Source organism: Oleiagrimonas soli (assembly GCF_000761445.1).
Taxonomy (GTDB): Bacteria; Pseudomonadota; Gammaproteobacteria; order Xanthomonadales; family Rhodanobacteraceae; genus Oleiagrimonas; species Oleiagrimonas soli.
On record NZ_KN196470.1, the window covers coordinates 1247791 to 1267724 of the forward strand.

Here is a 19934-nt window from a genome sequence, read left to right on the forward strand (position 1 = left end):
CGGGAGGGTCCGTTTTTTTATGGGCATGCATGCGGATGCGATGTGAGGGCGCGTCGCGGGCTCATGTCTGATTCCGCCGTTTGTTCCTCGCGCGGCATACGGTACATTGCCCGGGTGCATGCGCCCCGCATGAAGAACGCTGCCCGATGATCGAAGCCGAACACCTGACGCGTCGCTACGGCCGCCTGACCGCGGTCGACGACCTGAGCTTCCGCGCCGAACCCGGCGAGGTGGTCGGGCTGCTGGGGCCGAACGGAGCCGGCAAGTCCACCGTCATGCGCATGATCAGCGGTTTCATCGCGCCATCGGCGGGCACGGCACGCGTGTGCGGCCATGACGTGCGCAAGTCGCCGCTGGCGGCCAAGCGCGTGCTGGGCTACCTGCCCGAGGGCGCCCCCAGCTACGGCGAACTGACCGTGTACGAGTTCCTTGGCTTCGTCGGTCGTGTGCGCGGACTGCGCGGTGGCGAATTGCGTCGGCACCTCGACGCGGCGGTCGAGCACCTGGACCTCCACGACGTGCTGCACACGACCATCGACACGCTCTCCAAGGGCTTTCGCCGCCGCGTCGGTCTGGCGCGCGCGATCCTGCACGAGCCGGATGTGCTGATGCTGGACGAGCCGACGGACGGACTGGATCCGAACCAGAAGCGCGAGGTGCGCGCGCTGATCGACGCCATGGCGCGCAAGCGCACGATTCTGATCTCCACGCACCTGCTCGAAGAAGTGCACGCGCTGTGCAACCGCGTACTGATCGTGGCGCGCGGACGCTTGCTGGCCGACGCTACCCCGGCCGAACTGGAACTGCGTTCGCGCTACCACGGCGCGGTCTCGTTCAGTGCCGCCGGCGCGGGCGTGGCCAAGGCCATGCTCGAACGCATGCCCGGTGTGGCGGCGGTCGAGGTCGATCCGCTCGACGGCCGCGTCACGGTGCTGCCCGAACCGGGCAAGCAGTTGCTTGAGCCGGTGCAGGAGCTGTTGCGGGCGCAGGGCCTGAAGGTCAACGAGATCCAGCTCGAACGCGGGCGACTGGAGGAGGTCTTCCGCAGCATGACGGTCCGCGCGGCCGGGAGCGAGCCATGAGTGCGATCCTGGCGATCATGCGCCGCGAACTGCGCAGCTACTTCGTGACGCCGCTGGCCTACGTCTTTCTGGTCATCTTCCTGTTCATGGCCGGCGTGCTGACGTTCTACGTCGGCGACTTCTACGAGCGCGGCCTGGCCGATCTGCAGCCGTTCTTCGATTTCCATCCCTGGCTGTATCTGGTGTTCGCGCCGGCGCTGACCATGCGGCTGTGGGCCGAGGAGCGCAAGAGCGGCACGCTGGAGCTGCTGCTGACGCTGCCGATCAGCGTGACGCAGGCGATGCTGGGCAAGTTCCTCGCCGCCTGGGCGTTCGTCGCGCTGGCGCTGGCGCTCAGCTTCCCGATGTGGCTCACGGTGAACTACCTGGGCAATCCGGACAACGGCGTGATTCTCGCCGGTTATCTCGGCAGTTGGCTGATGGCGGGCAGTTTCATCGCCGTGGGCTGCTGCATATCGGCGCTGACGCGCAGTCAGGTGGTGGCGTTCATTCTCACGGCGGCGGTGTGCTTCATCCTGGTGCTTGTCGGCCTGCCGGCGATTCAGGACATGCTGGCCGGCGGCGTACCGACCAACCTCATTGCCATGGTGTCGGAATTCAGCATCCTGGCCCATTTTCGCGCCATCGCGCGCGGCGTGCTCGACGTGCAGGACCTGGTCTACTTCATGGCCTCGATCGTGATCTGGTTGTGGGCGGGTGTGCTGGTGCTGCAGTTGAAGCGAGGGGATTGAGCATGCGTACGCTGGTTCGCCGCTCGTTCCTTCTGCGCCTGGGGCTGGTTGCGCTGGCGGCGCTGTTCATCGCGATCGTGTTCTCCAGCACCTTGTGGATGCGTGGTGTGCGGGTGGATCTGACCTCCGATCATCTGTACAGCCTGTCGCCGGGTACCCAGCAGATTCTCGACGGTCTGCACCGGCCGGTGCGCCTGACGCTGTATTTCTCGCGTCACGCCACCCGCGACCTGCCGCAGCTGCGCAGCTACGAGCAACGGGTGCGCGAACTGCTGCAGGAGATGGTCATGCGCTCGCACGGGCGCGTGCACTTGTCGGTGGTGGACCCGGTGCCGTACTCGGACGACGAGGACCGCGCGCTTGGCGCGGGGCTGACGGCGATGCCCGGCGGCAGCAACGGCGAACGCGTGTTCTTCGGACTGGCGGGGCGCACGGCCAGCGGGGTCGAGCTGTCGATCCCGTTCTTCGATCCGAACCAGGAAGCGTTCCTGGAATACAACATCACCCGTCTGGTCTACGAGCTGGACGTGCCGAACAAGCCGCGCATCGGCATTCTCAGCACCTTGCCCATCGACGGCAGCGCGATCAGCGGCACGCAGCCGTGGGCGGTGATGCGGCAGCTGCACCAGTTGTTCGACGTGCACATGCTGGACGCGAACGACCCGTCGCAGATCAACGACAAGCTCAGCGTGTTGATGATCGTGCACCCGAAGGACCTGAGCGACGACGAGCTGTACGCCATCGACCAGTACGTGATGCATGGCGGCCATCTGGCGGTGTTCGTCGATCCCGATGCGGAGATGGATGCGCTTCCGGTCGGCTCGCTGGCCGGCACGGCGGCCGGCAGCAGCTCCAACCTGCCGCGCCTGTTCCGCGCCTGGGGCGTGGTCTACGATCCCGACCGCGTGGTGCTGGACCGTGCCCGCGCGCTGACCATTTCCCTGGGTGACAACTCGGCCCCGGTGCGTGATTTCGCGGTGCTCGGACTCGGTTCGCGCGACCTCAACCATCGCGACGTGATCACCGCCAGCCTGCAGAACATCGACGTGTCGAGCAGCGGTTATTTCGAGCTGGCGCGCAACACCGATTCGCGCCTGTTCCCGCTGGTGCAGAGCAGCGGCGAGGCCATGCCGGTGTCCGCCGATCGCGTGCGCGACACCGCCGATCCGACCGAGCTGTATCAGGATTACCGGCCGACCGGCGAGCATTACGTCATCGCGGCGCGCCTGCGCGGACAGTTCCAAAGCGCCTTTCCGCAGCGCAAGGGACCGGGGCATCTGGATCGCATGGCCAAGCCGGGACAGGTGATCCTGGTGGCCGACACCGATCTGCTGTCCGACCGCCTGTGGGTGCGGCGCACGCCGTTCCTCGGCGAGCAGCTGCTGAGCGCCTTCGCCAGCAACGGCGACTTCGTCGCCAACATCCTCGACAACCTCGGCGGTTCGTCGGCGCTGCTGTCGATCCGCGGCCGGGCCATCTCGCAGCGACCGTTCACGCGCGTGCAGGGCTTGCGTCGCGCGGCCGACGTGAAGTTCCACAACCGCGAGAAAGCGCTGGAGAACGAGCTGGCCGCCACCGAGCAGGAGCTGGCCAAGTTGCAGCCGGACAAGAACGCCGCGCAGCCCGACCAGAAGGTCAAGGTGCAGTTGGAGAAAGCGCTCAAGCGCAAGCTGTCGATCCGGCGTCAGCTGCGCGACGTGCAGCATCAGCTGGACGCGGAGATCGACGCCCTGGGCATGCGCGTGAAGGCGGTCAACATCCTGCTGATGCCGCTGCTGGTGATGCTGTTCGGCCTGCTCTACGGTCTGCTGCGTCAGCGCCGCAGCGGCAAGCGCAATGCGACATAAGGGCGCACGCGCGGTCTGCGCGGTGCCGATCCGGTGACGACTCTGGTGTAATGGATCGGATGAGCGTGCTGCACTGGTTGGAACCCTGGGAATTCTCGCCGACGGTGGTCGTCTGCTGCGCGATCGCCGCGCTGCTGTACGTGCGCGGCGCGCGGCGGCGTGCGCCGGGTTTCGCGCGGCAGTTGGCGTTCTGGATCGGTCTGGGACTGATCTATGTGGCGCTGCACACCTACGTGGATTACTACGCCGAACGCGAATTCTTCATCCACCGCATCCAGCATCTGGCCCTGCATCACCTGGGGCCGTTCCTGATCGCGCTGTCCGCGCCCGGGCCGGTGCTGCGCGCCGGTCTGCCGCTGCGCTGGCGCAGCCGGGGCCTGGCGCGCATGCAGGCCAGCACGGCATGGCACGTGCTGTTCGACGTGCTGTTGAATCCATGGGTGGCGTCGGTGCTGTTCTTCGGCGTCATCTACCTGTGGCTGTGGCCGTCGATCCACTTCGTGGCGATGCTCGACTGGCGCTGGTACCGGGTGATGAACTGGAGCGTGACCGTCGACGGCCTGATGTTCTGGTGGCTGGTGCTGGATCGCCGGCCGAGTCCGCCGGCGCGACTGGCGCCGGGCGTGCGCGTGCTGATCGCGCTGGCGGTGGCGGTGCCGCAGATTTTGATCGGCGCGATGGTCACCTTCGCGCGTCACGATCTGTATCCGATCTACGACATCTGCGGCCGCGCCTTTCCGTCCATCAGCACCATGACTTCGCAGCTGATCGGCGGTCTGGTGCTGTGGATTCCCAGCGCGATGATGAGCGTGATCGCGGCGTTGATCGCGTTGCGCAACTGGATGTCGTTGTCGGCGCGCGGCCGTTTGCCGAAGCGCCGCGTGCGCGGTCGCGTCAGTCGCTGACGCCGGTGGCGTTGGCCGGACGCGCCAGGAAGTCGGCGTGCAGCGTGCTGCCGTCGGCGAAGCGCAGCTGCAAGGCCACCTGTGTGCCGGGCTTCACCGGATGCACGGCCTGCATCAGCATCAGGTGGTAGCCGCCGGGCGCGAATTCGACCTTGCCATGCGCCGGGATGGTGAGGCTTGGCACCATGCGCATGCGCGAGACGCCGCCGGACTCGCTGCTCTGATGCAGCATGACGGTGGAGTAGGCCGGGCTGCTGGCACCGACCAGCTTCACCGCGCGGTCGCCGTCGTTGTGCAGCACGGCGTAACCGGCGTTGGGCAGCGCGCCCGGCAGGACGCGAATCCAGGCCGCGCGGACATGCACGGCGTCGCTGTCCTTGGCCTGGGCCAGCGCGGGCAGTCCGAGTGCGAACGCCAACGCGAGGGCGAGCGTCTTGCAGATGCGCATATCGATCAGTCTCCGGTGTTGAGCAGCAGGTGCAGGTCGTGCACCAGGTCGTCGTTGCTGGTGGCCGGCGTGGCCAGTACGCGGGCGCGGCCCTGGCGGTCGAAGACGTAGATCGCCGAGCTGTGGTTGACCTCGTAGCCGCCGTTCTTGGCTTCCTTGCCACGGTCGAACGCGGCGCGGTAACGCTTGGCCAGCGCGCGAATCTGCGCGCGGGTGCCGGTGAGGCCGACGGCATGCGCGTCGAATGCGTTCACGTACTGATGCAGCACCGGCACCGTGTCGCGCGCGGGATCGACCGTGACGAACAGGAAGCGCGCGTCGTCGGCCTGCTTGCCCAGACGCTGCATCACCACGTGCACGCGGGTCAGCGTCAGCGGGCATACGTCGGGGCAGTGCGTGTAGCCGAAGTACAGCATCGTGACCTTGCCGAGGTAGTCCTTGGCGGTGACGGTCTTACCGTTGTCGTCGGTCAGCTGGAACTGCAGGTCGGGCAGGTGGCCGGTGACGTCGGTGAGGCGGAATTTCAGCTTCGGTGCGCTGTGGCAACCGGCCAGGAGGGCCGCGGCGATCAGGGTCGCGATCAGGCCGATCAGCAGGCCCGTGCGGCGGACAGGAAGTCGAGGGCTGTTCATGGCCGGTCAGGATACGCCAAGATGGCCGGGTTTTCGTTTCGGGAGCCGACGCGTGCGACATTCTGTCCCTTTCCTGGGCGGCTGGCTGGTGGCCGTCGCCGGCGCCAGCGCGGTGCTGCTGGGCGCGTTCGGTGCGCACGGCCTGCGCGCCACGCTGGACGCGCAGCACATGCAGATCTGGGAAACCGCCGTGCAGTACCAGTTCTGGCACGTGCTGGCGCTCGCGCTGACGGTGGGGCTGGCGCACCGCGGGCGGGCGTCGAAGACGGCGCGGATCGCCTTCGCGCTGGGCATCGTGCTGTTCAGCGGCAGCCTCTATGCGCTGGCGCTCGGTGCGCCGCGCTGGGTTGGCATCGTCACGCCGTTCGGCGGCATCGCCTTCGTGGTCGGCTGGCTGGCGCTGGGCTGGTCGATGCGCGCGCGTCGCTGACGAGGCGCGCCGCATTCGTGTAGCCGGCTACAATGCGGCGATCGTCTGTGGAGGCATCATGAAAGCACTGGGCACCCCCTTGAGCGAACGCGCCACGCGCGTGCTGTTGCTGGGTTCGGGCGAACTCGGCAAGGAAGTGGCGATCGAACTGCAGCGGTTCGCGGTCGAGGTGATCGCCGTGGATCGCTACGCCCACGCACCGGCCATGCAGGTCGCGCACCGCAGCCACGTCATCGACATGCTCGACGGCGAAGCGCTGCGCCGCCTGATCGAGCTGGAGAAGCCGGACCTGGTGGTGCCCGAGATCGAGGCCATCCACACCCCGACGCTGGAAGCGATGGAGCGCGAGGGCCTGCACGTGATTCCCACCGCGCGCGCCGCGCGGCTGACCATGGACCGCGAGGGCATCCGCCGGCTGGCGGCCGAGGAGCTGGGCCTGCCGACGTCGCCGTACCGCTTCTGCGGCACGCGCGAGGAATACGAGCAGGCCATCGAGGCGATTGGCCTGCCGTGCGTGGTCAAGCCAGTGATGAGTTCGTCGGGCAAGGGTCAGAGCGTGCTGCGCACGCGCGAGGACATCGGTCCGGCCTGGGACTACGCGCAGTCTGGCGGACGCGCCGGGCAGGGACGGGTGATCGTCGAGGGCTTCGTCGCCTTCGACTACGAGATCACGCTGCTGACCGTGCGTCATCGCGACGGCACGTCCTTCTGCGCGCCGATCGGCCATGTGCAGGAAGACGGCGACTACCGCGAATCGTGGCAGCCGCAGCCGATGAGCGAGGCCGCGCGCGTCGGGGCCGAGCGCATCGCCGGCACCATGACCGAGGCGCTCGGCGGCGTCGGTCTGTTCGGCGTCGAATGCTTCGTACGCGGCGACACGGTGATTTTCTCCGAGGTCAGCCCGCGGCCGCACGACACCGGGCTGGTCACGCTGATCTCGCAGGATCTGTCCGAGTTCGCACTGCATGCGCGAGCGATCCTCGGCCTGCCGATTCCCGCGATCCGCAGCTTCGGTCCATCGGCGTCCTGCGCGGTGCTGGTCGAGGGCGAGGGCCGGCATCCGGTCTACCACGGTCTCGACGAGGCGCTGGCCGCCCCCGACACCGCGCTGCGCGTGTTCGGCAAGCCGGAGGTGTCCGGTCGCCGGCGCATGGCGGTGACGCTGGCGCGCGGCGAGGATATCGAGGACGCGCGCGCCAAGGCGCGCACGGCGGCGGCGTGCATCCGGGTTACGTTCTGATCGCGGGGATCACTCGTCCAGCGGCACCCACTGGTCTTCGCGCAGGACTTCCAGCGGGCGGAAGCGCCGCTTGTAGTCCATCTTCGGGTGGCCTTCGATCCAGTAGCCCAGATACAGGTATTCCAGGCCGCGTTCCCGGGCCAGTTCGATCTGGCTGAGAATGCCGAAGGTGCCCAGGCTGCGCGCCGAGGCGTCTGGGTCGAAGAAGGTGTAGACCGCCGACAGGCCGCTGACGCAGACGTCGGTGACGGCGACGCCGAGCAGCTTGCCGTCCTTGCGCATCTCCAGAAACAGCGTGGGACTCCACGGCGCGCTGAGGAAGTGTCGGAAATCCTCCGGTTCGGCTTCGTCCATGCCGCCGCCGGGATGACGGCTGCGCAGGTAACGCTTGTACAGCGCGAAGCGTTCTTCGGTGTAGACCGGCTCGGTCGGATGCAGGGTGAGATCGGCGTTGCGCCTGGCGCAGCGGCGCTGGCTGCGGTCGGGCGTGAAGGTCTGCACCGGCACGCGGCACGGCACGCAGGCTTGGCAGCGCGCGCAGCGTGGGCGGTACAGATGCCCGCCGGCGCGGCGGAAGCCCTGCGCGAGCGCGCCGGGATACAGGCGATCCAGGTTCGGCGCGGCCGGATCGAGCACCAGGTTCTGCGCCGCGCGGTCGCTGTAATAGCCGCAGGCGTGGGGCAGGGTCAGGAACAGGCGAATGCGTTCGGAGCGCATCGGATCGGTCCGGCGGAGTTCGCCAACAGTCTACGACGACCGCCGCGGGCCGCGTCCAGTGCTGTGGGGATCAGTGCGAGAACGTCATGCGCAGCACCATCAGCGCGATCACGGCGACGATGGCGGCGAAGGCGATGGTGCGCGCGCGGCGCACGGCGGACTTGCGGCGGAGGATGGCGCGTTCGGCGCTGTTGCTGGCGCGCGAGGCGGCCAGCACGTCGGCGTGGCGCGTCAGCGGTTCCAGGCCCGCTTCGCGCAGCAGCGCGCGGGCCTTGGGCAGATCGTCGGCGAAACGCACCTCCACCTGCGGCCATTGCTGGGTATCGCCCGGTCGCGTGTAGCTGAAGCGGGCGTAGCTGGAACGCTGGTAGGACGCGCGGTTGTTGATCTTGGTCTCGATGCCGTGCTCGGCGAGCATGGCGACCACGCGGTTGATGTTTTCTTCTCGGGGGGAGGTATAGATCTCACGCATGGGACAAGGATACTCCGTGGCTCAGTCGTCGTCGCGCAGGCGCACCAGGCCTTCCTGCGCGGTCGAGGCCACCAGCTTGCCGTCGCGGCTGAAGATCATGCCGCGCGCCAGGCCGCGCGCGCCCTGCGCGGTGGGGCTGTCGAACGAGTACAGCAGCCACTCGTCGACACGGAACGGGCGGTGGAACCACATCGCGTGGTCGAGGCTGGCCATCTGCACGTTGTGGCTGATGTAGGAAATGCCGTGCGGCAGCGTGGTGGTGCCGATCAGGTGGAAATCCGAGGCGTAGGCCAGCAGCGCGCGCTGCTGGTCGGCCGTGGTGTCCGGCACCGGTGCGGTCAGGCGGAACCAGATGTGCTGGTAGGGCGGACGCTTGGCCGGGTGTATCTCGTCGCGCGGCCAGACCTGGCGGAACTCGAACGGACGGTCCGCGCCCAGCCATCGCTGCAACTTCACCGGCAGTTTGGCGAATTCCTCCGGCGGCAGCGGGTCCTGCGGGATGATGTCTTCCGGCGCGGGCACCTCCGGCATCGAGGTCTGGTGCTCGAAGCCGTCCTCGGCGATCTGGAACGACACCGCGCAGTTGAGGATCGGCTTGCCGTGCTGGATGGCGACCACGCGGCGCGAGGAGAAGCTGTGGCCGTCGCGGGCGCGTTCGACCGAATACACGATCGGCGCCTCGATGTCGCCGGCGCGCAGGAAGTAGGCGTGCAGGGAATGTGCCTGGCGGTCCGGTTCGACGGTCTGCTGCGCGGCCGACAGCGCCTGTCCGAGCACCTGGCCGCCGAACACGAAGCGCGTGCCGATGTCGCGGCTCTGGCCGCGGAACAGGTTGTCTTCAAGGCGCTCCAGCCGCAGCAGCTCGACCAGCTCGGCGACGTGCTTGTTGCTCATGGGACATCCGGGTGCGGGAATGCCCCGAAGTATAACGGGACGCGGCTTCGCTCAGGGGTGCAGACGTTGCAGCGGCAGGCCTTCGAGCACGCGCGGCCAGGGGAACTGCGGGCCGGGATCGCGCTTGCGATGCACTTCGATGGACGGGTCGTCGCTGGCCGGCACCATCGTGGTGTCCAGGTCCTCGTGACCGGCGATCCAGTGCAGGTTCGGGTAGTCCTTGCGCAACTGGCCCAGCAAGGCGCGCAGACTGGCGATCTGCGCGGCGGTGTAGGGCTGGGTCATGGTCTGGTGGCGGCTGTCCAGCCAGTCCGGGTAGCGGCCGACGTTGACCAGTTCGATGCCGATGGCGCGCTCGTTGTAGCCGCGCGTGTGGTTGGCGACCCGGGTGCCCGGCACGTAGCGATACACGCGGCCGTCGCGGTCGATGTAGAAGTGGCCGCTGTTGCCGGTGCCGGAGGCGTACAGCACCTTTTCGCCATAGCGCCGCGCGGTGGCGAGGTCGGGCAGTTCGGTGCAGTGGATCACCACCAGGTCGACGGCGCTGGCCGGGCGTGCGTCCAGATGGCTCACGTAGGGCAGCGGCTGATCGTGGATGGGCGGGGGCGGCATCGGCATGGCCGGCAGTGTCGCATGTAGCCGCGGCCGCGTCATGACGGCCGCAGCGGCTACAATGTGCGATCCGTCCACCGCATCGGAGCGCGCATGCGCGGTCACGTCATTCTCTCCCACGGCACCGGCAGCGGGCCGCAGGCGACCAAGGTCAGCGTGCTGGCCGACACCGCCGAGGCGCTGGGCTATTCCACCGAGCGTCCGGACTACCGCGACTGCGACGCGCTGGGCGAGGCGGCTTCGGTCGCGCCGCGCGTCGCGCGCTTGGTCGAGCGCATCCACGCCGCGCCGCAGCCGCCGATCCTGGTCGGTTCGAGCATGGGCGCGTTCGTGTCCGGACTGGCGTCGCTGCAGGCGCCGTGCCGCGCCTTGTTCCTGATGGCGCTGCCGGTCGGTCTGCCCGGCGCGGAGCCGCAATTCGACATGGCGCGCGACGTGCCGTCGATGCTGATCCATGGCTTCGCCGACGAGCTGTGTCCGGCCGACGCCGCGCTGGCCTTCGCCGACCGCGTCGGCATGCCGGCGCTGCTGGTCGCCGACGGCCATCGTCTGTCCGATCACGTGGCGACGATCGACCATCAGTTCCGCCTCTTTCTGGAGCACCTTTCGGCGTGAGCGATTTCTTTGTCAGCTGTCCGCGCGGCCTGGAATACCTGCTGCGCGACGAAATGCTCGCGCTGGGCGCGGCGTCCGCACACGAGGCTCTGGCCGGCGTGCACGTCGAGGGCGATCTGGAGATGGCCTACCGCGCCTGCCTGCATTCGCGTCTGGCCAGTCGCGTGCTGTGGCCGCTGGTGCAGTTCGAGGCCGCCGACGAGCAGGCGCTGTACGACGGCGTGCGCGGCGTGGACTGGGCGCCGCATCTGGCCGCGAACGGCACGCTGGCGGTCGAGGCAGTGGTCTCGCGCAGCACGGTGCGGCACAACCGCTATGCGGCGCAGCGGGTCAAGGACGCCATCGTCGATCAGTTCCGCGAGGAAACCGGTGCGCGTCCGTCGGTCGACACCGAGCGCCCGGACGTGCGCGTGCATCTGCGCCTGAAACGCAATCAGGCGGCGCTGTCGCTGGATCTTTCCGGCACGCCGCTGCATCGCCGCGGCTGGCGCAGCGGGCAGGGCGAAGCGCCGCTGAAGGAGAACCTGGCGGCGGCCATGCTGCTGCGCGCGCAGTGGCCGCGCATCTACGCCGAGGGCGGCGCGCTGGTCGATCCGATGTGTGGCTCCGGCACGCTGCTGATCGAGGCGGCCTGGATGGCGGCCGACGTCGCGCCCGGTCTGCATCGCGACTATTTCGGTTTCCTCGGCTGGCGCGGACACAACGACGCGCTATGGCAGCGTTTGAAGGCCGAGGCGCAGGCGCGCGCCGACGAAGGCCTGCGCGCGCTGCGTCCGTGTTTCTTCGGCAGCGATCAGGACGAGCGCGTGCTGCGCATCGCCGTGCGCAACGCGCAGGCGGCGGGCGTGGCCGGATTCGTGCGCCTCGAGCGCCACGACGTCGCGCATCTGCCGCCGGCCGAGGGCGATGCCGGCGGCCTGATCGTGACCAACCCGCCGTACGGCGAGCGTCTGGGCGATCGCGACCGGCTGCCGGCGCTGTATCACGAACTGGGCGCGGTGCTGCGCGAGCGCTATCCCGGCTGGCGCGCCGCGGTGCTGTGCGGCGACGCCGAACTCGGCAGCGCGCTGGGCGTGCGCGCCGACAAGCGCTACACGCTGTACAACGGCGCGCTGGAAACCACGCTGGTGACGTTCTCGCTGCGCGCGACCGATGCGCCCGCGCCGACGCCGAAACCGTTGTCCGAATCGGCGCAGATGCTGGCCAACCGTCTGCGCAAGAACCTCAAGCATCTGCGCAAGCGCCTGACCCGCGAAGGCATCACCTGCTTCCGCGCCTACGATCAGGATTTGCCCGAATACGCGTTCGCCATCGACGTGTACGAGGACTGGCTGCACCTGCAGGAATACCGCGCGCCTGCCGACGTGCCCGAACACGTCGCCGCGGGTCGGGTGCGTGAGGCGGTGCGCGTGGTGTCCGAAGTCTTCGAGGTGCCGCGCGAGCGCATCGCGGTCAAGCAGCGTCGTCGCGGCAAGGGCGGCTCCAAGTACGGTCAGTTCGATCAGCGCGGCGAGACTGTCGAAGTGGGCGAGGGCGGTCTGCGCTTCCTGGTCAACCTGACCGACTACCTCGACACCGGCTTGTTTCTCGATCATCGCCTGGTGCGCGCGAAGCTGCGCGAACTGGCCAGGGGGCGACGCTTCCTGAACCTGTTCGCCTACACGGCCACCGCCTCGGTGTATGCCGCGGCCGGCGGCGCGCGCGAGACGGTCAGCGTCGACCTTTCCGCCACCTACCTGGACTGGGCCTCGCGCAATCTGGCGCTGAACGGCTTCACCGGCGCGGCGCATCGTCTGGCGCAGGCCGACGCCATGACCTGGCTGCGCGAGGACCGCAGCCGCTACGGCCTGATCTACGTCGATCCGCCGACCTTCTCCAACTCCAAGCGCACCGAGGCCGATTTCGACGTGCAGCGCGATCACGTGGCGCTGCTGGAAGCCTGCGCGGCGCGTCTGGAAGACGATGGCGTACTGGTTTTTTCCAACAATTTCAGGCGTTTCAAGCTGGATGAGCAGGCGCTTTCGAGCACCTTCGCGATCCAGGACTGGAGCGCCGCGTCGATTCCGTTCGATTTCGCGCGGCGCGGCGACATTCACGGCTGCTGGCTGCTGACCCGGCGGTCCTGAGGGTTCCTGCACCCTTCAGTTTCGATTCAGCGCCAGCCGACCAATCTCGACGCCAGATTGCGGAGAACCGACATGAGCAGCACTCTCGTCAAATCCATCGCCTGCGCCGCGGCCGTGGCCGCCATGGTCGTCGCGCCGAGCGCGTTCGCCGGACACGGCCGTCACGGCGGTTATCACTATCGCGGCGGCTACTACGGTCATGCCGTGCGCTATCACGGCGGCTACGGCCATCACTACTACCATCGCGACCACTTCGGTCGCTGGGTCGCCGGTGCCGTGGTGGTGGGTGCGCTGACCAGTCTCGTGGTCAACGCCACGCAGCCGCGCGTCGTGTACTACGACAACCCTCCGGTCGTGTATTCGCGCACTCGCGTGATCTACCGCGACGTGCCGGTGGAGCGGGTCTACGAGAGCCGCACGGTGTACAGCGATCCGTACCAGACGCGCTACATCGGTCGCGACGATTCCTACGACGACGACAACTGAGTTCTCGTCACGCCACGTTCTCGAAAAGCCCGGCACGCGCCGGGCTTTTTCGTTGGGTTCGCGCGCGCAGGTTCAGTCGATGGCCAGCGCGTAGTGCAGGTCCGCATCGCGCATGAAACCGAAGCGTTCATAGAGTCCCTGGGCGCGCGTGTTGTCCCGCACCGTCGACAGCGTCAGACGGCACGTGCCGGTGACGCGAGCATGTTCGCGGGCGCGTTCCAGCAGCGCGCGGCCGACGCCGGCGGCGCGCGCCTCGGGCATCACGAACAGATCGTTGAGAATCCACAGGCGGCGCGCGGCGACGGAGGAGAACCCCGGGAACAGCTGCGTGAAACCGATGGCGCGGGGCGTGTCTCCATCCAGGCGCTCGGCGAGGAAGATCACCGATTCGCGCAACGCCAGACGTTCGCGCAGAAACGCGCGGGCACGGTCCAGATCGCCGGGTTGCTCGTAGAAGCGGCGGTAGGCGTCGAACAGGGGCGTCAGCGTGTCGAGATCGTCGAGCAGGCCCTGACGGATGCGGAGCGTCGGCGACATGATGCGTTCCTGTGCAGGTATCCGATGCCAAGCCTACACGCCCGCGGGTGGGCGCGGTTCGCGTTTCGCTGCCGTGTCTTTTGTACCGTTCAGGCGGCTCTGGTAGGGTCGTCGGACGCGCATCCACCGGATGCACGCAGCGAGCGCATCGGATGAACGCCCAACCCGAATCGCCCAAGGGCATGAAGCCTGTCGAGACACTGGACGCGCACTACGCGCGGGTGCGCGATGCGACGATGGCGCTGTGCGCCACGCTGTCGCCGGAAGACACCGTGGCGCAGTCGATGCCCGACGCCAGCCCCGCCAAATGGCATCTGGCGCATACCACCTGGTTCTTCGAGAAATTCGTGCTGTGCCGCGACGACGGCTACGAGCCGCTGCACGCGGACTGGCACTACCTGTTCAACTCCTACTACCAGACGGCCGGTCCGATGCACGCGCGGCCGCAGCGCGGACTGATCACGCGGCCATCCTTGCAGGAGGTCGTCGATTTCCGGCAGCGGGTCGACGAGCGCGTGCGTGCGCGACTGCAGGCCGGCGTCGACGACGACACTGCGGCCATCGTCGTGATCGGACTGCATCACGAGCAGCAGCATCAGGAATTGCTGCTGACCGACATCAAGCATCTGTTCGCCTGCAATCCGCTGCTGCCGGCCTATGCCGAACTGCCCGCGCCGCCACCCGGCCGGGCGCGTCCGCTGCGTTTTCTGCGCGGACGCGAGGGACTGTTCGAGACCGGCGCGCCGGCCGCCGGCTTCGCCTACGACAACGAGCGTCCGCGCCATCGCGAGCTGCTGCATCCGCACGCCATCGCGCAGCGCCCGGTCAGCAACGCCGAGTACCTCGCCTTCATTCGCGACGGCGGCTACCGCACGCCGACGCTGTGGATGTCCGAGGGCTGGGACGTGGTGCAGCGCGAGGGTTGGGACCGACCGCTGTACTGGAGCGAAGATCTGCAGAGCGCCTTCACCCTGGGCGGACTGCGCGCGCTCGATCCGCATGCGCCGGTCGCGCACGTGAGCTATTTCGAGGCCGATGCCTTCGCGCGCTGGTCCGGCGCGCGGCTGCCGACCGAGGCCGAGTGGGAGGTGCTGGCCGCCGAGCGCGGTCCGACGCAGGGCAATCTGCGCGATCGCGGCTTGCTGCATCCGTGCGCGGCGCCGGACGACGCCGACGAAGATGCGCCGCTGCAGCTGTTCGGCGACGTCTGGGAATGGACGTCCAGTCCATACGTCAGCTATCCGGGTTTCCGGCCGTTGCCGGGCACGCTGGGCGAGTACAACGGCAAGTTCATGTGCGGGCAGTGGGTGCTGCGCGGCGGTTCCTGCGTGACGCCCGCCGACCACATCCGGGCCAGCTACCGGAACTTCTTCTATCCCGCCAGCCGCTGGCAATTCAGCGGGATCCGACTGGGACGCGACGCATGACGCCTGCCGCACTGGCCGCGCAACTCCACGACCTTCAGCCCAGCGCCGACGACATGCTCGGCGACGTGCTGGACGGACTTTCGCGGCAGCCTCGGCGGCTGCCCTCGAAATACTTCTACGATGCGCGCGGTTCGCGTCTGTTCGAGCGCATCTGCGAGCAGCCGGAGTACTACCTGACGCGTGCCGAATTGGCGTTGATGCAGGCGCACCTGCCGCAGATCGCCGACACGCTCGGTCCGGAGGCGCTGCTGGTCGAGTACGGCAGCGGCAGCGGCATCAAGACGCGCCTGCTGCTGCAGCATCTGCATGCGCCGGTGGCGTACATGCCGGTGGAGATTTCGCGCAGCGCCTTGATGACCAGCGTCGAAGGTCTGGCCGACGATTTTCCGGACATCCAGATGCTGCCGGTGTGCGCCGACTTCACGCAGCCGATCACGCTGCCCGCGCCGGAACGCACGCAGCGGCGCACCGTCATCTACTTTCCGGGATCGACCATCGGCAATTTCGAGACGTCGGCGGCCGTGCGCCTGTTGCGGCAGATGCGCGAGGAGATGGGGGCGGGCGGCGCGGCGCTGGTCGGCGTCGATCTGCTCAAGGATCCCGCGATCATCGAGGCGGCCTACAACGATGCGGCGGGCGTCACGGCCGCGTTCACGCTGAACATGCTCGCGCACATCAATCGCACCCTGGGCGCGGACTTCGATGTCGACGGCTTCGCGCATCGGGCGCGTTTCAATCCGCAGACCGAGCGCATCGAGACGCACATCGACAGCCTGCGCGAACAGGACGTGCACATCGAGGACCGCACGTTCCATTTCGACGCCGGCGATTCGATCCTGGTCGAGTACAGCTGCAAGTATTCGCGCGCATCGTTCGCGCGGCTGGCGGCCGAAGCTGGCCTGCGTGTGGCGCAGGTCTGGACCGACCCCGAGGATCTGTTCAGCCTGCAGTATCTGGAGCCTGCCTGAGTCCGGTACGAACGGGGCGACAGGCAAAGAAAAAGGCCGGCATGACGCCGGCCTTTTTCCGTCGCGCGTCTGCCCGGATTACTGGCAGCTCACGCCTACGCCGGCGAAGGCGGCCGTCACGTCGCTGCGCGAGTAGCCGTAGTCGTCGGCGGCGTTCTCCACGCCGCAGGCGCCGCTGTTGAACGTCGCGGTGGACGTCCAGTACAGCTGATTGGCGCGCTTGAACACCTCGAAGGCCATCTTCGTGTTCCAGCCGTTGGTCTGGGCCAGATCGCAGAATGCCTTGTTGTACACGCCGCTGGAGTAATGCACGTCCAGGCCGCTGTAGTAATCGGCGGCATTGTCGATCGAGGCGCCGTCCTGGGTCGGGTTGCACATGTAGCGCAGCGCGTTGCCCAGGCTGGTGCCCGGCTTGACGATGTCGGCGCCGACCTCGAAGTCGTTGCTGCCGCGGTCGTAGTACTCGGCGGCTTCGCCGGCCATGTCCGAGAAGGCCTCGTTCATGCCGCCGGACTGGCCGGAGTACTGCAGGCCCGAGTTCTGCTCGGTGAAGCCATGGCTGATTTCATGGCTGGTCACGTCCAGCGACACCAGCGGGTAGAAATGGCTGGCGCCGTCGCCGAAGACCATCTCCGAGCCGTCCCAGAAGGCGTTCTCGTAGTTGCGGTTGTAATGCACGTACATCTTCAGCACCTGGTTGAGCGGCGGTGCGCCGAACCAGTCGTTGTACATGTCGTGCACGACGCCGCCGAAGTGGTGCGCATCGTTGATCGGCGAGTACGCGCCGTTGATGCCGTCGCCGTCGCTGTACGAGCAGGCGAAGGTCCACAGCGAGACGCGGTTGCGGCTCTGTCCCATGTCGTAGGTCTGCACGTTGGGATTCTGCATGTAGCAGGTGCTTCCCGACTGCTGGACCTGCAGCGCGGCGTAGTCGGTGCCGTAGAAATACTGGCCCGTCTTCTGGTTGCCGCCGGGGCCGGTGGCCGTGGTCGGCGTCTGGGTGCCGCCACCGCCGCCACCGCCGGGCTTGCCCTTGGTGGTCAGGCCGTCCCAGCTTTCGATCACGTCGCCGGTGTTGGCGTCGATCAGCGCCATCGGACGCATTGGCTTGCCGTTGCTGTCGTTGAAGAACGACGTCAGGTAGGCCAGACGCGGCTTGGCGCCTTCGGCATAGACGAACAGTTTGCTCTGCACGTTGCGCAGATCGGCGTCGCGGACGCCGTGGACGCCGATGCCCAGCGGCAGCAGGCCGGCATGGTTGCGCAGACGCTGCACGGCATCGCCGCCGCTCAGGGTCGGGCGCACCGAGGCCAGGCCCAGGCCCTGGGCGACATGACCGGTCACGCTCATGACCGCGCCCGAGGCGTCGCGTTCGACGACGATGCTGCGGCCGTAGACCGGCACGCCGCGGAACATCTGGTGCTCACGGGTCTTCAGGGTACCGTGCGCGGTGCGCGCGGAATGACCAGGCATCAGGGACGCGTCGGCGCTCAGGCCCATGCCCTGCGCCAGGGCGCGGTCATTGACATGGCCCATGGCGCCCATGCGCACATTCCCCGGTGCGGCGGCGGCCATGGCTACGCTGAACACGCCCAGTGCGCCGACGACGGCGCAGGCAAGTTTCTTCTGCAACATGTATGGATTTCCTCCCGATCCGAAAGTCTGTGGTCGCGAGTCTCTCCCCAGCGCGACCACGCTTCGTCGATGCCTCAGGGACAGCGAATGTTGCAGCTGCGTGGCGTCGACGTTTCACCTTTGCATGGTGCCGGCATACACGTCACGCTGCACTGCAACTCCTCAGATTGAGTAGGTTTTCGAGTCTCGGCTAGGCGTCGAGCAGACGGTGGCGGGCATGCCATTCGCGCAGCGATTCGGACGGATATTCGGGGAAATGCGCGTCCTGCGGCCCGTGTGGAACCGGCACCCAGGCGGGTTTGGAGTCGAGCATGATGTGCACGCGTTCGGGTGCCTCGGGCAGCGGGGTGTCGATGGCCGAGGCGTGCGGATGCACCAGCTCGGGCCAGGTCGGGTCGTACAGCCACAGGGCGCTGCCGCAGTGGCGGCAGAAATGACGCTGGCCGCTGCTGGTGCGCGTGTCGCCGTCTTCGTCGCGCAGTTCGGCCTGGTACACGGACAGGTGTTCGCGGCCCTCGACCTTCAGGCTTTCGGCGTGTGCGCCGAGGTTGATCGCGAAGCCGCCGCCGCCGGCGGTCTTGCGGCAGATCGAGCAGTAGCAGTGCATGTACGGCACCGGCGCGTAGGCCTCGCAGCTGAAGCGCACGCGGCCGCAATGACAGGAACCTTCCAGTTTCATGATGCATCTCCGTCGATGGGCGGAATCGGTGTCCGGCGCGAGGAACGCTTACATCGGCTCCTTGATGCCGCGTCGGATCAACCATGCGTTCACCGGCATCGCGGTGGCGAATCCGGCCAGCATGGCGATCTGCATCATGAACCAGAACACCGCGCCCGTCTTCGGCAGACCGGCGGGGAACAGCACGAACAGGGCGATGGCCATCCAGCCGTACATGCCGGTCTGCCACGAGGTCAGCGACAGTGCGTCGGCCTTGAATGCGGCCTTGAGCACGGCCAGCGGCGGCTTGTCGCTCATTGGCCGGATGCTGAAATACTGGAAGGCGATGCCGATGGCGAAGGCGAATACGTAGTCCAGCGCCCAGGCGGCGGCGACCTCGCTGCCGAACAGCGACAGCGGCAGCGCGATCAGCGCCGATTCGACCAGCAGGTCCGCCAGCGTGCAACCGCTGCCGCAGTGCGTGGCAGCGAGCGCGGCGTGGCGCAGCGGTCCGCCTTTGTCGTCGCCGCGACCGCGCGCCTCGGCTTCGCGTCGCCCGCGTTCGCTGTGCAGTCGACCGACGCGCAGATAGCCCCACACGGCGAATGGGCCAGCGTAGAGCGCGGTGATCGGCCAGACCAGATTCATGATCGCCATGTGCTGGCGGTAGCCGCGCAGAATGTCCCACGCGATCCACACGGCGCAGGCGACGGCAAGTGCAAGCGAACACTCGGCCAGGAACATCAGCCCGTCAGGCATGGCAGCTCCTTTGCATGAATGAACGCGCAGGGTAACGCGCGGCTCTGCAATCGACGGTGAATCCGGCAGGCGTCAGAGCCGTGGATGCTTTTCCGGGCGTCCAGACGTCCGCAAAAAATGTCATCCACGACATACCCCGGGCGCACGGGATCGGTCGTGCCGGCGCGCCGGCCACGGCAAGCGCAAACGGTTGGAGGCAACGGCGAACAGCCATGCGCGTTCGCTTCGAGGACGCACGGGCGGCGGAGAGTCACGGCCGCGACGCGTGAACGCCGCGGCCGTGATGCGCATATCGAACGGGACGACGCGTCAGGTCGTCGTCGAGCGGGCCTTCACCCAGCGCTGGTACTCGCGGCGCGAGATCGTCTTGGCGCCGTGACTGACGTACAGGAAGTCGTTCGCCAGCGGTGCGTAGGCATTGGCTTCATCCGAACTCAGTCGACCGTTGTGGTTGACGTCGAGTTTGGCGAAGTCCGGCGCCGGCCCGTAATGCGGCGGCGCGGGCATCGTGCTCTTGATGATCAGCGTGCCCTGCTTGGTGTGATAGACGGCCTGCTGCGTGGCCGGTGTCGGCGTCATGTCGGACGCCGGTGGCGCACTCTGCGCCAGCGCGGCGCCGGCACTGCCGATCAGGACCAGGCCGAGCGCGGCGGAGAGGGATAGACGAAGCATCGGTTGAGTGGACATGGCACATGCTCCTTGCGAGACGGGGG

22 protein-coding genes are annotated in these 19934 nt (G+C 67.7%); 11 read left to right on the plus strand and 11 right to left on the minus strand.

Annotated features, from left to right (window positions below; all coding sequences use genetic code 11):
* The first annotated feature begins 146 nt into the window (after positions 1 to 146).
* Genes LF63_RS05375 through LF63_RS05390 form a run of 4 tightly spaced genes read left to right on the plus strand, consistent with a single transcriptional unit; the run spans position 147 to position 4565 of the window.
* Positions 147 to 1082 (plus strand): ABC transporter ATP-binding protein, encoded by a 936-nt coding sequence (locus LF63_RS05375; RefSeq protein ID WP_043100166.1) that lies wholly within the window; start codon positions 147 to 149, stop codon positions 1080 to 1082.
* Positions 1079 to 1813: an ABC transporter permease subunit gene (locus LF63_RS05380; protein ID WP_043100168.1), complete on the plus strand. Its 735-nt coding sequence runs from the start codon at positions 1079 to 1081 to the stop codon at positions 1811 to 1813. The genes LF63_RS05375 and LF63_RS05380 overlap by 4 nt, the downstream gene beginning before the upstream one ends.
* A gap of 2 nt (positions 1814 to 1815) precedes the next feature.
* Complete coding sequence (locus LF63_RS05385) at positions 1816 to 3660, plus strand: GldG family protein (protein ID WP_052394734.1); 1845 nt, start codon at positions 1816 to 1818, stop codon at positions 3658 to 3660.
* Positions 3661 to 3719: 59 nt separating this feature from the next.
* Positions 3720 to 4565: a cytochrome c oxidase assembly protein gene (locus LF63_RS05390; protein ID WP_043100169.1), complete on the plus strand. Its 846-nt coding sequence runs from the start codon at positions 3720 to 3722 to the stop codon at positions 4563 to 4565.
* On the opposite strand, the gene LF63_RS05395 is transcribed toward LF63_RS05390, so the two are convergent.
* Together LF63_RS05395 and LF63_RS05400 are read right to left on the minus strand one after the other, a co-directional pair.
* A complete protein-coding gene (locus tag LF63_RS05395; protein ID WP_043100171.1) occupies positions 4555 to 5013 on the minus strand; it encodes a copper chaperone PCu(A)C in 459 nt (152 codons plus the stop codon). The genes LF63_RS05390 and LF63_RS05395 overlap by 11 nt on opposite strands.
* A gap of 5 nt (positions 5014 to 5018) precedes the next feature.
* Positions 5019 to 5645, minus strand: coding sequence for an SCO family protein (locus tag LF63_RS05400; RefSeq protein ID WP_043100173.1), 627 nt, complete (start codon positions 5643 to 5645; stop codon positions 5019 to 5021).
* Between the two features lie 52 nt (positions 5646 to 5697).
* Between LF63_RS05400 and LF63_RS05405 the strand changes: the two genes are divergently transcribed.
* Positions 5698 to 6075 (plus strand): DUF423 domain-containing protein, encoded by a 378-nt coding sequence (locus LF63_RS05405; RefSeq protein WP_043100176.1) that lies wholly within the window; start codon positions 5698 to 5700, stop codon positions 6073 to 6075.
* 58 nt (positions 6076 to 6133) lie between these two features.
* Positions 6134 to 7315, plus strand: coding sequence for a formate-dependent phosphoribosylglycinamide formyltransferase (purT, locus tag LF63_RS05410; RefSeq protein WP_043100178.1), 1182 nt, complete (start codon positions 6134 to 6136; stop codon positions 7313 to 7315).
* A gap of 9 nt (positions 7316 to 7324) precedes the next feature.
* Here the strand turns inward: purT and LF63_RS05415 are convergent, their stop codons facing one another.
* The 4 genes from LF63_RS05415 to LF63_RS05430 form a co-directional block, all read right to left on the minus strand.
* On the minus strand, positions 7325 to 8032 hold the full coding sequence (locus LF63_RS05415; RefSeq protein WP_043100180.1) for an arginyltransferase: 708 nt from the start codon (positions 8030 to 8032) through the stop codon (positions 7325 to 7327).
* A 70-nt stretch (positions 8033 to 8102) separates the two neighbouring features.
* The gene (locus LF63_RS05420) at positions 8103 to 8504 is read right to left on the minus strand and encodes a putative signal transducing protein (protein ID WP_043100181.1); all 402 of its coding nucleotides are present in this window, start codon (positions 8502 to 8504) and stop codon (positions 8103 to 8105) included.
* Positions 8505 to 8525: 21 nt separating this feature from the next.
* On the minus strand, positions 8526 to 9398 hold the full coding sequence (locus LF63_RS05425) for an acyl-CoA thioesterase (RefSeq protein WP_043100183.1): 873 nt from the start codon (positions 9396 to 9398) through the stop codon (positions 8526 to 8528).
* A gap of 51 nt (positions 9399 to 9449) precedes the next feature.
* Positions 9450 to 10016 (minus strand): N-acetylmuramoyl-L-alanine amidase, encoded by a 567-nt coding sequence (locus LF63_RS05430; RefSeq protein ID WP_043103239.1) that lies wholly within the window; start codon positions 10014 to 10016, stop codon positions 9450 to 9452.
* An 87-nt stretch (positions 10017 to 10103) separates the two neighbouring features.
* Here LF63_RS05430 and LF63_RS05435 point away from each other — a divergent pair, with 87 nt between their 5' ends.
* The 3 genes from LF63_RS05435 (at position 10104) to LF63_RS05445 (ending at position 13237) form a co-directional block, all read left to right on the plus strand.
* Positions 10104 to 10625 (plus strand): alpha/beta hydrolase, encoded by a 522-nt coding sequence (locus LF63_RS05435; protein ID WP_043100184.1) that lies wholly within the window; start codon positions 10104 to 10106, stop codon positions 10623 to 10625.
* Entirely contained in the window at positions 10622 to 12751 is a 2130-nt protein-coding gene (gene rlmKL / locus LF63_RS05440) for a bifunctional 23S rRNA (guanine(2069)-N(7))-methyltransferase RlmK/23S rRNA (guanine(2445)-N(2))-methyltransferase RlmL (protein ID WP_043100186.1), read from the plus strand. The genes LF63_RS05435 and rlmKL overlap by 4 nt, the downstream gene beginning before the upstream one ends.
* A gap of 72 nt (positions 12752 to 12823) precedes the next feature.
* Complete coding sequence (locus LF63_RS05445; protein WP_043100188.1) at positions 12824 to 13237, plus strand: hypothetical protein; 414 nt, start codon at positions 12824 to 12826, stop codon at positions 13235 to 13237.
* 72 nt (positions 13238 to 13309) lie between these two features.
* Here LF63_RS05445 and LF63_RS05450 read toward each other — a convergent pair whose 3' ends face one another.
* The gene (locus tag LF63_RS05450; protein ID WP_043100190.1) at positions 13310 to 13774 is read right to left on the minus strand and encodes a GNAT family N-acetyltransferase; all 465 of its coding nucleotides are present in this window, start codon (positions 13772 to 13774) and stop codon (positions 13310 to 13312) included.
* Between the two features lie 152 nt (positions 13775 to 13926).
* Here LF63_RS05450 and egtB point away from each other — a divergent pair, with 152 nt between their 5' ends.
* On the plus strand, positions 13927 to 15201 hold the full coding sequence (egtB, locus tag LF63_RS05455) for an ergothioneine biosynthesis protein EgtB (RefSeq protein WP_052394735.1): 1275 nt from the start codon (positions 13927 to 13929) through the stop codon (positions 15199 to 15201).
* On the plus strand, positions 15198 to 16169 hold the full coding sequence (gene egtD, locus LF63_RS05460) for an L-histidine N(alpha)-methyltransferase (RefSeq protein ID WP_043100192.1): 972 nt from the start codon (positions 15198 to 15200) through the stop codon (positions 16167 to 16169). The genes egtB and egtD overlap by 4 nt, the downstream gene beginning before the upstream one ends.
* A 78-nt stretch (positions 16170 to 16247) precedes the next feature.
* On the opposite strand, the gene LF63_RS05465 is transcribed toward egtD, so the two are convergent.
* The 4 genes from LF63_RS05465 to LF63_RS15195 all read right to left on the minus strand — a co-directional run bounded on the left by LF63_RS05465 (position 16248) and on the right by LF63_RS15195 (position 19908).
* Positions 16248 to 17804, minus strand: a complete 1557-nt coding sequence (locus LF63_RS05465) for a M4 family metallopeptidase (RefSeq protein WP_043100195.1) — start codon at positions 17802 to 17804, stop codon at positions 16248 to 16250.
* Positions 17805 to 17994: 190 nt separating this feature from the next.
* On the minus strand, positions 17995 to 18483 hold the full coding sequence (locus tag LF63_RS05470; RefSeq protein WP_043100196.1) for a GFA family protein: 489 nt from the start codon (positions 18481 to 18483) through the stop codon (positions 17995 to 17997).
* Between the two features lie 48 nt (positions 18484 to 18531).
* Positions 18532 to 19221: a DUF4396 domain-containing protein gene (locus tag LF63_RS05475; RefSeq protein WP_043100197.1), complete on the minus strand. Its 690-nt coding sequence runs from the start codon at positions 19219 to 19221 to the stop codon at positions 18532 to 18534.
* Positions 19222 to 19530: 309 nt separating this feature from the next.
* On the minus strand, positions 19531 to 19908 hold the full coding sequence (locus tag LF63_RS15195) for an EF-hand domain-containing protein (RefSeq protein ID WP_152569254.1): 378 nt from the start codon (positions 19906 to 19908) through the stop codon (positions 19531 to 19533).
* Between the last annotated feature and the right edge of the window lie 26 nt (positions 19909 to 19934).